Source organism: Kitasatospora sp. NPDC056181 (assembly GCF_042266225.1).
GTDB lineage: Bacteria > Actinomycetota > Actinomycetes > Streptomycetales > Streptomycetaceae > Kitasatospora.
In genome coordinates, this window is the sequence record NZ_JBHJUK010000214.1 from 1 (window position 1) to 11,334 (window position 11,334).

Here is an 11,334-nt window from a genome sequence, read left to right on the forward strand (position 1 = left end):
GTGCAGGGCGGCCCGATCCAGCTGGAGCAGTCCCGCAACGTCGCCAGCCTCACGACCGGCATCCTGGCCGTGTTCGACACCTCCTGCCCGCTGACGGCCGACTTCTTCCCCCGGGACGACCGCGGGCACCGGGTCACGCTGATGCAACTGCCCCGGACCGCCGTGCCGCTGAAGGCCGACCGGATGGAGCGTCTGCTGGGCCGTTCCCTCGCCGTCCGATCGCCCGCCGGGGTGCTGCTCGGGCACTTCCTGCCCAGCTTCCTCGAGAGTGCCGGCCACGGCGGCCCGGCAGAGCTCCGCCGGACGGGCGCCATCGGTGTCGATCTGGCCACCGCCTACTTCGCGGGCCTGCTCGACGCGCGCGACGAGCTGCCCGTGGAGACCCGGAAGCAGGTGCTGCTCGCGCGCGTCGACACCTTCATCGAGCACAACCTGGGAGACCCGGAGCTGTGCCCGGCCGTCATCGCCGCGCACCACCACATCTCGCTGCGCACCCTGCACCAGCTGTTCCGGACGCGGCCCGAGACGGTCGCCGCCACGATCCGCCGTCGCCGTCTTGAGCGCTCCCGTGTCGACCTCGTCGACCCGCGGCTGCGCCACCGCACGATCGGGGACGTCGCCGCCCGCTGGGGATTCCGCGCGCACGCGGACTTCAGCCGTGTCTTCCGCACCGCGTACGGCGTGGCGCCCAGTGATGTCCGAGGGCCCGATCCACAGGGACGGGGCGTCGAGAGCGTCAGTCGCCGCGGAGGCGGATGAAGGTGGCGGTGGGTAGCCGGCCGATGAGGGTGAGTTCGACGTGCAGGGGGGTGGTGAGGGGGCGGTCGGGGTCGCGGCCGACGACCCCATCCCCGCCGACCTCGACATCCCCGCCGACCTCGACACCCTTCTCGACACCACGGTCACCGACGACCTCGCAGCACGCCTCGCACCCGTCCTCTGGCTGCGCGATGTCAAAGACGACAACGGCCTGCTCACGTCCCTCACCCAGATACGCAACACTGACGACTTCCCCTGGTTCACAGCAATCCGGGACTGAAGCCGGCTCAGCACCGGGGGCCGGTGCCGCCACAGCACCACGTGCTCACCGGTCGGCCACCCGTGCCAGCGGGAGGCCGACCGGCTCTTGCGACGCGCAGGTGTCGAGCATCAAGGCCGTCGCGGACGACCGCGCAGGGCGCGCCTCGCAGCCTCCAGGTGGCCGCCCAAGTGCGTCGGGACACAGCAGGGGTTCGGCACCTGTGTGGGTGCCGATCCCCTGCCTCATGGGCGCTGCAGCGCCCCTCGCGTCAAGCCGAAGGCTTTGCGAATGCGGGCCTCACGAGTACGGAGAGAAGAGCCAGCACTGTCGCCGCGAAGAGCGTGAACAGGTGCTCCCCCGACAGCAGACCGTAACCAAGCAGCACGGCCTGCACGGATCCCGCCCCCACCAGGGCAGAGGAACCACGGGACCTCCTACTCGGCGACTGCATCGCCCACAGGCCCCGAGCCGCCCAACCGTTGATCCCAATCATGACAATCCCTACCGAAAGGAACCCATACGGCAGGAGGCGCGGAGTGGGCGCCATCTCATCCTCGAAAGCGATACCGCCCGCAAGCAGCGGCATGGCAATGCAGAAGAAGAGGACGATCGCGATCGTCTCCAGCAGAATCAGGGCCATTGCACCCAGCAGGGCAGCAGTGGAGGAGCGGGTCATCGTGCCTTCCAGGCGTTTCGGTCGGATCGGCCGTGGGCCAGAATATCAATTTCGCACTCAGTGCAACAGTGAGTGCAAACCTCCGCCTGCCACCGCAATCGCACGTCAGGTGCGGATCTGGGCATGACAGTCCACTGCGGGGCCATCCTTCATGTGATCCAGCATATGCTGCCCGAAAAACCTGCCCGTCGCATTGCTGTGACAGTCCATCGCGTGATGCGAATTAGCGGCAGCTTCTGACATATTGGGCGGCTGTCATGCTGCATTGCATGCACAATGACGGCAGGTTTCGCACTTCCTGCTGTTGCCGTTGCTCCCGGGCCAAATTCCACCGCCCTTTCGTTCCTTGTTGGAGTGGTAAATTGTCAACTCGGAGGCATCGCATGCCTAGGTGCAGATAATGCGGCGACTCGGCCACTTGCAGAAATCCTTCTCAGGCTCGTTCATATGTCCATCGCTGCCATATGGCGCTGCACGCACTGCGGCCCAATTTCCAGCGTCTGGGGCGATGTGAGCAGGGCCGGGCTGCCGACCGTCGCCGCGTATGCCCCGCCAGCAGTGGCTGCGCAGTGTCCAACGGTAGGGGCGGTCGGTCTCGTCAAGCTCGATGCGCATGCACCCGTGCCGCAGGCCCTGGACAGCTGGTAACCGGATGAATCCGGAACTGCGGTATTCGTCCGGCGGTCAGGTCGCCCTATGCCCCGGCGACCAGCATCGCGCCCATCGCCAGCATGGTCACCGCGACCAGGCCGTCCAGCACCCGCCAGGCCTTCGGCCGGGACAGGACGCCGCTCAGCAGTCGGGCGCCGAAACCCAGGCCGGCGAACCAGCACAGGCTGGCCAGCGCCGCGCCCGTGCCGAAGGCCCAGCGCAGGTCGCCGTGGTTGGAGGCGAGCGAGCCCAGCAGGAGCACGGTGTCGAGGTACACGTGCGGGTTCAGCCAGGTCATCGCCAGGCAGGTCAGGACCGCTCGCCGGACGGACCCCGCCTCTGGTCCTCCGCCGGTGAGCGCGGCCGCCGGATCCGGGCGCAGCACCCGCCGGGCCGCCAGGAAGCCGTAGCAGAGCAGGAATGCTCCGCCTATCAGGCCCACTGCGGTCAGCGCCGCCGGCCAGGCCGTGACCACCGTGCCCACCCCCGTCACGCCGAGTGCGATCAGCGCCGCGTCCGAGACGGCGCAGATGGCGACCACTGCGAGGACGGCGTGCCTGCGGGCGCCCTGGCGCAGGACGAATGCGTTCTGGGCCCCGATGGCCACGATGAGGGAGAGCCCGGTACCGAAACCGGCGGTTACGGCGGCGATGGTGCTGCTGTTCATGGCTTCGACCGTATGGACCGCTCATCCATGAGTACAGCTAAAGATTCTTAGGTAACCTTAGCCGTACTTATGGACGAGCTTCCCCTGGACCAGGTCCGGACCCTGCTCGCGGTGGTCGACGAGGGCACCTTCGACGCCGCGGCTGCCGCCCTGCACGTGACCCCCTCCGCCGTCAGCCAGCGCGTCAAGGCCCTGGAGCAGCGCACCGGGCGGGTCCTGCTCCTGCGCACCAAGCCGGTACGGCTCACCGAGTCCGGCGAGGTGGTGGTCCGTTTCGCCCGCCAGCTGGCCCGCCTGGAACGCGACACCCGCGACGAACTGGGCCTGGCGGCCGAGCAGGGCCCGGCCCGGGTCCCGATCGCGGTCAACGCCGATTCCCTCGCGACCTGGTTCCTGCCCGCGCTCACCCAGGTGCCACAGGACCCGCCGATCTGCTTCGAGCTCTACCGGGAGGACGAGTCCCACACCACCGCCCTGCTGCGCGAGGGCCAGGTGATGGCCGCAGTCACCTCCTCGCCCGAACCGGTGGCCGGCTGCACCGCGCGGCGGCTCGGGCTGGCCCGCTACCTGGCCGTGGCCACGCCGGAGTTCGCGGCCCGTCATCTCGCCGGGGAGCTGGCCCAGGACCTGTGCGAAGCCCCCACCGTGGTCTTCGACCGGCGCGACGAGCTCCAGGACGCGTTCGTCCGGTCCCTCACCCGGGGGCGGTCGGGCGCCGGTCGGACCCGCCACCTGGTGCCCGCTTCGGACGGGTTCCGGGACGCGGTGGCCGCCGGTCTCGGGTGGGGTCTCGTACCCGAACCGCAGGCCGAGCCGCTGCTGCGGGCCGGCCGACTGGTGGAACTGGCACCCGCCCGCCCCATGGACGTCCCCCTGTACTGGCAGCAGTGGAAGCTGGATTCGCCCGCCCTGTCCACGGTCGCCGAGGTCGTCGCGACGGCCGCCGCCAAGGCCCTGCTGGCCAAACCCACCCGCCGGCCATAGTCCGCCCGGGCGCTCCCAGGCCGTCCGGCCGCCTCACGGCGCTGTGATGCCGTACCACGCCCGAGGCAGCTGCAGATGCAACGGTCAGTGGGTGGTCCCCGGTGGAGCGGGCATTCGCTTGAAGATCAGCTCGGCGATCTGGCTGATGTCGTTGAGCGGTTGTCCTGGCGTGTCTTCCAGCACGACTTCCACGTGGACCCGGTACGCCCCGTCGACGATCTCCAGATCCTGTCTTGTGTGGTGGGAGCCGAAGCTGTAGGCCGTCGTCGCCATGGCGGTCATTCCCGACGGCGCCGTCACGGCGTGATACGAGTACCCGAGAGCGGAGGCGTTTCCGTGTTGCTGGTCCGCGGAAATGAACGTCGTCGAGTCCAAGGACGACTCGGCCTGCGAACTGTAGTGGCTCAGGTCCACGAGTACGGCCCAGGCGCTGGAGCCAGGATTGGAAAGGCAGTGAGTGACCGACGGATCCCCCCACTCGTGCTCGGACCAATCGGAACCGCCATCCGGCCCTTTCCGGCACAGGTTGTTCGGAGCCCCGTAACTCCACTCATATACCCCACCTGTCTGCACCCCGGCGAACCTCGCCACGTCGATCTTCTGCAGCAGGTCCGCCGCCTGGAGGCCGGGCCGGGTCTGCTCGTAGACGACGAACCCTGTCCCTGTCAGGGCCGCCATCGCGATGATGCCCACGAGGGCCTTGACCCAGACGGGCCGTCGGGTGGCCGGGCGGGCGGCAGGGCTCGGCCGGCTGCTGATTCGCGGCTCGCGGCCGTCCTGTGCGCGGGGGACAGTCGGTTCAGTGGCTGGGTCATTGACCGTCCTGACGGTCGGGGATCCGGCTCGGGCGCACCCCTCGGCGCCCTCCGTTCTGGCTGCCTTCGCCGTGGCGGCGGTCACGGCACGGCGCTGGTTCCGTTCGACGATCGCGGTGGCCCCGGCCTCCACCAGGGCGGCCTTGGCCTCGATGGCCAACGAGGCCCCCTGATCACTTTTGACAGATCGTCATCTTCCCGGACAGCGTAGAGGAGCAGCGGATACGCGTCCCTGCGATGCCCGCCTCGGTTCAGATGTCGGGCACCTTCACGAGGGAGGACCCGACCGCCGCGTCCGTCCTGCCCGAGGGTCGGTGCCCCGACGGTGCGAGGAAGTCGCGCAATGCGCTGGGCCGGGGCACAGCGGCGGCCTGGGCAGCCAGGCGGCACGGCGGTGTGGGCGCCACGCCGGATATTCCGAAGCGCCACAGTGCACCGCGGTGCTACCCTGCAGTGAAGGCGACGCTGGACGCCCACCCCTCAGGGTGCGGGAACCAGGCGCCACTGCATACCGGGGCACCCCGCTACGGCGGGCCCGGATACCGGCGGACTTCCGCCCGTCCAGCGCTCCGTGCCTGGTCTATCGGCAACACCTGAGAGTCGCCCTCCGCGGCAGCGTTCCGGCGAACCGTCGCCGGCGGGCAACCGACTCCACCTGCCAGGTCCCTTTCGCGGCCGTGCAGGGGCCGGGCGTACCGCCGGAACGCGGCCGCGCCGACCGTCCTGGCCCACCGTCCCGCGCCCGCCCGGGGGCTTCGGCCGGACCACGGTCCCGCTCCTGGCGCCCGGCCGGCTGTGCCGCTCAGCGCTGCTCCGTGCCACCCACGCCGGGCCCGCGCGCCGCCACACCCTTCGACACCACACCCTTCGACACCACAGGAGTACCTTCTCGTGACGACCACCACCGAACCGTCGACCACCACGCCGCTGGACGGCCTGCTGAGGGCCGACCTCTACCAGCTCGCCTCCGCCCTCGGCATCCCGGGCGCCGCCCGCCTGCGCAAGGGCGAACTCGTCGAGGCGATCACCGCCGAGCGTTCCACCGACCGCCCTCCGACGCCGACGGCCGGTCCCCGGCCTGCGGACGTCGCAAGCCACGCCGACCGTCCCGCACTGCCGGCGCCGCGAACGCGTGGCCGCTCCGACCGGCCGGAGCGGCCGGCCAGCACCGTGGGGAACGACCTCGTCCCGGTCGCCGGTGTGCTGGACGTCCGCGAGGGGAACGCCGTCCTGCGCACCTCCGGCTACCTCTCCGGTCCCACCGATGTGCCCCTGCCCGCCGGTCAGGTGCGTTCGCTCGGCCTGCGGCCCGGCGACGTCCTGACGGGGGCGGCCCGCCCGCGTGCGGGCGGCGCCTCCCGCCCGTCGCTGGCCCGCATCGACACGGTCAACGGCAGCGCCGTCGAGGAGTCCGTGCCCCGGCCCGCGTTCCATGAACTGACGCCGCTGTACCCGCAGCAGCAACTGCACCTGGAGACCGACCGGCAGCAGCTGACCGGCCGCGTCATCGACCTGATGGCCCCGATCGGGAAGGGTCAGCGCGGTCTGATCGTGGCGCCGCCGAAGGCAGGCAAGACGATCGTCCTGCAGACGATCGCGGCGGCGATCGCCCGCAACCACCCCGAGTGCCACCTGATGGTCGTCCTGGTCGACGAGCGTCCGGAGGAGGTCACCGACATGCGTCGCTCGGTCAAGGGCGAGGTCATCGCCTCCACGTTCGACCGGCCCGCCCGCGAGCACATCGCCCTCACCGAACTCGCCGTCGAACGCGCCAAGCGCCTCGTCGAACTCGGCCACGACGTCGTCGTCCTGCTCGACTCGCTCACCCGCCTCGCCCGCGCCCACAACGCCACCGCCCCCTCCCACGGACGGACCCTCACAGGCGGCCTCGACGCCACGGCCCTCCAACACCCGAAGCGGCTCTTCGGCGCGGCGCGCAACATCGAGAACGGCGGCTCGCTGACCATCCTCGCCACCGCCCTCGTCGACACCGGCTCCCGCATGGACGACCTGATCTTCGAGGAGTTCAAGAGCACCGGCAACATGGAGCTTCGCCTCGACCGACGCCTCGCCGACAGGCGCGTCTTCCCGGCCGTCGACGTCAAGGCCTCCGGCACCCGCCATGAGGAACTCCTCCTCGGCCGCGCCCGCACGTCCGCGACGTGGGCCCTGCGCAGGGCTCTGGGCGGTCTCGACGCCCAGCAGGCCGCGGAACTGCTCCTGGACCGGCTCAAGCGGACCGCCGGCAACGCCGAGCTCCTGCGCCAGGTCGTAACCAGCTCCCCGGCCCGCGCGACCTGAACCGACGAACCACCTCCTCCCTTGCGGAGGGCTTCAGCCGATCGGACCGCCGCCCGCAGCCGGGACGGGCCCGGAGAGCCGACCGTCACAACGGCCCACGTTCGATCAAGGGGAGTAGGTGGGGACGGCAGCGACGATCCGCCTCTGCCGTATCCGTGCTCGACGTCGCGCAGACCGTGGCGTCGTACCAGCAACCGGCGCGAACAGCTCGACCGCCTGGATCGGGTACCACTTCCCTGCGTTCACGTCCCGCGGCGGTCAGCCCACCCCCATCCGCATGTCTCACACACCAGGACGTACAGCCAGCCACCGGTTCAGGCCCATCAGGGACTTGGCGAAGGATCGCCCAGACGAGGCGAAGTGAGTAGCCGTCCGCGGGCAGGACAGAGCACCCGACCGTCGACTGCCGTGCGGCCCCCGGCCGGCCGAGCTCGGTTCCCAAGCACCCGCACGCCGGCACCGTCAGCACACGTTTCCGTCGACCCGCTGAAGCACCGCGTCGCCGTGTCGGCCCGGCTGCGCACCAACGGGATCGGCGATGAACGACACCACCAACCACGACGTCCTGCTGACCCAACTCGGCATCTGCGCCCACCCGATGCGGGCAGGTGCGGTCTCGGCAGTGACCGTTCCGGTTGCGTCAGGATGCCGGCCGATGCCGACGTGCTCCGCGAACTGATGGTGCGCGACCTGCGATCGATGGCTCGACGACCGCGAGGCCAGGGAGCGTGCGCGCCGTCGGCAGCCGGCTGGAGGAGAACGCCGAGGCGGCCAAGGCCCACGTGTAGCGGCGCCCGACGGCCCAGCGCCCAAGCCGGTTCGGACATGGTCCTGGCCACCGTGGCAGCGGCGGATCCGCCACCTGGGCCACGGCAGCAGGTCGGGACGCTGCGCCGCCGACCTGTTCAACGCGGTACGGCGTTCGGACCGTCAGGCGGGAGGCCCGGCCTCCGGCGCGGTGGCATGCGGTGCGTCGGCGGGTGCGGACGTGGCGGCGGGCGCGGACGTGGCGGCGGGTGCTGTGGCCGCAGTCGGGGGCGACGCCAGGATTTGGACCCGGGCCTCCTGGGCGACCCTCGCCGCGAGCGGGTTGACCTCGGCCCGGCGGGCCTGCTGCATGAAGGTCAGCCGGTTGACCACCAGGATCGCCGCCACCGCCGCCACCAGGCGCAGCGCCGATCCGGCGGCCTCGACCCGGATGGTGTTGCGCAGGTCATCCAGGCTGTCGAGGACAGCCAGGTCGACGCGGTGCATCGAGGCGGCCGCGATCCGGCCGAGGACGATCGAGCCGATCCAGGTGGACCACCACAGGGCGAGCACCTTCTCGGACGGCGCGCGTCGTCGTCCCTCGGCGTCCAGCGGCGAGCTCGCCCGCCAGCAGTCCACCATCAGCTGCCAGGGGAACCAGAGCAGGACGACGGGGGTGAACCAGGCCCCGATGGTCCAGCCGCGGCCGTGGCGGTGCCCGTTCGGCAGCAGCAGGTCGGCGTTCTCACGGATCCGGTAGAACCAGACGATGAACATCACGGCCGTGGCCAGCGCCAACGGGAGGAACACCCCGTTCAGCGCCTCCGCCACGGAGTCCACCGCGTCGAAGTCGTCGAGGCCGGCGTCGCCCGACCCGTCCAGCAGCCGGCCCAGGAGCAGGTCGCACCGGACGTCGACCGCGACCACCGCCGCCGCCAGGACGGCGTTCAATCCCAGCAGGACGTAGACCGCCGCGGCAAGGCCGTTCGCCGGACGGAGCGCCGCCGCCCAGCCGGGAGCCGCCTCCGCGCAGCCGAAGCAGCGGCCGCTGTCCGTCCCCACCGGGCGTGCCCCGCACGCCATACACACCATCAGATCGTCAACTCCTGGGAATCGCCATGCGGGCTCGACCACGCACGCCGGGACGCCACCACCCCGACCGGGACGGGCGCGCCGACTCTAGGGGATCCGCGACGTCGGCTGCCAGCGAGAATTCCCAGCTCAATGGCGGTTTCGCCACATACCCGACAGATCACCGGGTCGGCGGCGACGGACGCCCAACGCCGGTCCACCTTCGGCATCCGGGGGCGGGTGCGTTGTCGGTGCTGACCGGATCGGGAAACCGTGCGTCGAGTGGCGCTACCGACGACAACCACCCTGCCGAGTCACACGAGGCCTGGGTGTCGGTGGCATCGGGTTGGATGAGCATGTGACTGTCTATGACGTGGCCCGCCGCCTTCCCGCCATCGCCGACCTGCGGGACCTGTGTCGTTCACTGGCGATGCTCGATGCGATCCTGAGCCCGGACTGGGAGGGGCGCTACTACTCCTACAACGCCGCTTGGGCCGACGGTGAGGAGATGGCGTCGATGCGCAACGGGTCGGGAGACGAGTACTCGATCGTCTTCTCGGCGGCCGGGGCCTATGTGCGGGGCTTCGATCACGAATCGCCGATGAGCCCCTTCGGCAACGACGGCGAGCCCTGGCCGGGCGTTGTCGACGAGGTCCCCGAGCTCTTCAAGCCCTTCGTCGAGGAGCCGGCGTTCACCGACGACGAGGGGGTGCCCGTCGTGACGGCCTGCTTGTGGCGGGGGCCGACCGACGAGCGGTGGCACCACGGGACGATCGACTTCCCCGAGGGTGCTGTCGATCCTGACGGGGCGACGAGCCTGTTCAGCCTCCTGGTCGACCGTTCGCCGGAGGCGTTCCAGCGTTTCGCCGAGGAGTACTACGAGGTCTCCATCGACCTGGGGGCGGTGAGCCAGGTTCAGGCCTTGCGGCCGCTGGACCAGGAACTCGTGTCGTTGCTGAACCCTGAGGTCAGCTTGGCGGACCTGGCTGAGGACATCTCCGAGATCGGCTACCCGTGGCTGGACCCGGAAACGGACTGAACGCTGTCGATCCTTCGGATGAGGTGCTCGGCGTGCTGGAGCCGGAGTCCATGTGGTGCCGTGAAGTGATGGATCCGGCCTGGTCGGGCGAGTTCGGCCCGGGTGCTGCTGCGCTGGTCGAGTCGTAGCGAGCGGCGCCCGGACCGCCTGCGGATCTGCCCTGCCACCGTCACCCGATCCGGTGGTTTGCTGGACGCGCCCCACCCGCCGTCAGGGTCCGGCTGCCGGCCGGAGGCGCACCGAGCACCCGGGCCGGGCCCCGGGTCGTACAGTCCTGGCCATGGCCGACACCACCGCGTCGTGGCGCGAGATCGAACGCACCACCAAGTTCAGCAAGTTCGGGCGGTCCGTCGACCGTGTCGACTTCGAGCTGCCCGACGGACGGAAGGAGGAGTTCTACCTCAAGCGTGAGCGCCCGGCCGGTGCGGTGCTGGCCCTCACCCCCGACCAGCACGTCATCCTGGCCCGCCAGTACCGGCCCGGCCCGGACCGCGTGCTGTACGAACTGCCCGGCGGCTTCATCGAACCCGGCGAGCAGGCGGCCGAGGCCATCGCCCGGGAACTGCTGGAGGAGACCGGTTACCGGGGCGAGGTCAACGCCGCCGGACCGTACTGGCACGACGCCTACTCCGACGCCCTGCGCGTCGCCTTCTTCGCGACCAACTGCGTCAAGGTCGCCGAGCCGACCCCGGAGCGCACGGAGTTCATCGACGTGGTCACCCTGCCCCTGCCCGAGTTCCGCACCCGCGTGCTCCGCAGGGGCGAGATGACCGACACCGCCGCCGCCTACCTCGCCCTGGACTGCCTCCGGCTCCTGTAGCCCGGCGTGGGCGGGTGGGCGGGCGGGCGGGCGGGCCTGGCACCTCAGCTCACCCGCCCGGCCCGGGAGGCCCCCGTGACCGAACGGAGCCACCACCACCCGACCCGCCGCCCGCGACCGCTGTGGGGCGAACTCTGGAGCGCGGCCGACACCTGGCGGCCGGGAGTGAGCAGACGCACGCCCGGGCGACATGACGGCTCCTCCGACGCACCCGGGCCATCTACGTCGGTGAGCTGCGGGGACGTGTGAGGGGGTGGCCTGCTCCGCTGTCGGTGGCAGGGGAGAGGATGCAGGTCATGACACTGCTGCCGATCACCGCGCCCGCTTCCCTGCTGGGCCTCCACCGCCTCGATCCCGAAGCCGGCGGATGGGGCTTCAGGGCCGACCACGCGGTGGCGACGGCGGCCGGCGACACGTACGTGCTGGCCGGCCTGCGGCGCTACCGCGCGCACGCGACCGGCTCGGCGGAGCCCGCCGAGCAGAACTTCGGCTACCAGCTGATCACCCGCTACGCCGCCGACGGGACGCCTACTGCCACCGCC

At 70.8% G+C, this 11,334-nt stretch carries 10 protein-coding genes and 1 pseudogene; 7 read left to right on the forward strand and 4 right to left on the reverse strand.

What is annotated here, in order from left to right; genetic code table 11:
• Together ACFC1F_RS40375 and ACFC1F_RS40380 are read left to right on the forward strand one after the other, a co-directional pair.
• Positions 1 to 759 (forward strand): helix-turn-helix domain-containing protein (locus ACFC1F_RS40375; protein ID WP_376166408.1); only part of this gene is annotated, 759 nt, incomplete at its 5' end.
• Positions 760 to 799: 40 nt separating this feature from the next.
• Positions 800 to 1,039: a hypothetical protein gene (locus tag ACFC1F_RS40380; protein WP_376166410.1), complete on the forward strand. Its 240-nt coding sequence runs from the start codon at positions 800 to 802 to the stop codon at positions 1,037 to 1,039.
• Between the two features lie 250 nt (positions 1,040 to 1,289).
• On the opposite strand, the gene ACFC1F_RS40385 is transcribed toward ACFC1F_RS40380, so the two are convergent.
• Complete coding sequence (locus ACFC1F_RS40385) at positions 1,290 to 1,697, reverse strand: hypothetical protein (protein ID WP_376166411.1); 408 nt, start codon at positions 1,695 to 1,697, stop codon at positions 1,290 to 1,292.
• Between the two features lie 694 nt (positions 1,698 to 2,391).
• A complete protein-coding gene (locus ACFC1F_RS40390) occupies positions 2,392 to 3,015 on the reverse strand; it encodes a LysE/ArgO family amino acid transporter (RefSeq protein ID WP_376166413.1) in 624 nt (207 codons plus the stop codon).
• A 69-nt stretch (positions 3,016 to 3,084) separates the two neighbouring features.
• Between ACFC1F_RS40390 and ACFC1F_RS40395 the strand changes: the two genes are divergently transcribed.
• Positions 3,085 to 3,999 (forward strand): LysR family transcriptional regulator ArgP, encoded by a 915-nt coding sequence (locus ACFC1F_RS40395; protein ID WP_376166415.1) that lies wholly within the window; start codon positions 3,085 to 3,087, stop codon positions 3,997 to 3,999.
• Between the two features lie 84 nt (positions 4,000 to 4,083).
• Here the strand turns inward: ACFC1F_RS40395 and ACFC1F_RS40400 are convergent, their stop codons facing one another.
• Complete coding sequence (locus ACFC1F_RS40400; RefSeq protein WP_376166417.1) at positions 4,084 to 4,974, reverse strand: hypothetical protein; 891 nt, start codon at positions 4,972 to 4,974, stop codon at positions 4,084 to 4,086.
• A gap of 731 nt (positions 4,975 to 5,705) precedes the next feature.
• On the opposite strand from ACFC1F_RS40400, the gene rho reads away from it, so the two are divergent.
• Positions 5,706 to 7,115: a transcription termination factor Rho gene (gene rho, locus ACFC1F_RS40405; RefSeq protein ID WP_376166419.1), complete on the forward strand. Its 1,410-nt coding sequence runs from the start codon at positions 5,706 to 5,708 to the stop codon at positions 7,113 to 7,115.
• A gap of 930 nt (positions 7,116 to 8,045) precedes the next feature.
• On the opposite strand, the gene ACFC1F_RS40410 is transcribed toward rho, so the two are convergent.
• A complete protein-coding gene (locus ACFC1F_RS40410; RefSeq protein WP_376166421.1) occupies positions 8,046 to 8,924 on the reverse strand; it encodes a DUF4328 domain-containing protein in 879 nt (292 codons plus the stop codon).
• A gap of 367 nt (positions 8,925 to 9,291) precedes the next feature.
• Here ACFC1F_RS40410 and ACFC1F_RS40415 point away from each other — a divergent pair, with 367 nt between their 5' ends.
• The 3 genes and pseudogenes from ACFC1F_RS40415 to ACFC1F_RS40425 all read left to right on the forward strand — a co-directional run.
• Positions 9,292 to 9,972, forward strand: coding sequence for a hypothetical protein (locus tag ACFC1F_RS40415; protein ID WP_376166423.1), 681 nt, complete (start codon positions 9,292 to 9,294; stop codon positions 9,970 to 9,972).
• A 280-nt stretch (positions 9,973 to 10,252) separates the two neighbouring features.
• Positions 10,253 to 10,792, forward strand: coding sequence for an NUDIX hydrolase (locus ACFC1F_RS40420; protein WP_376166425.1), 540 nt, complete (start codon positions 10,253 to 10,255; stop codon positions 10,790 to 10,792).
• Between the two features lie 296 nt (positions 10,793 to 11,088).
• Positions 11,089 to 11,334: pseudogene (locus ACFC1F_RS40425) on the forward strand (hypothetical protein); the annotation flags it as partial.

What these genes read in the sequence shown, in the direction of transcription:
- ACFC1F_RS40385 (WP_376166411.1), bottom strand. Translation starts at nt 1,697, where the DNA reads ATGACCCGCTCCTCCACTGCTGCCCTGCTGGGTGCAATGGCCCTGATT.
- ACFC1F_RS40390 (WP_376166413.1), bottom strand. Translation starts at nt 3,015, where the DNA reads ATGAACAGCAGCACCATCGCCGCCGTAACCGCCGGTTTCGGTACCGGG.
- ACFC1F_RS40395 (WP_376166415.1), top strand. Translation starts at nt 3,085, where the DNA reads ATGGACGAGCTTCCCCTGGACCAGGTCCGGACCCTGCTCGCGGTGGTC.
- ACFC1F_RS40420 (WP_376166425.1), top strand. Translation starts at nt 10,253, where the DNA reads ATGGCCGACACCACCGCGTCGTGGCGCGAGATCGAACGCACCACCAAG.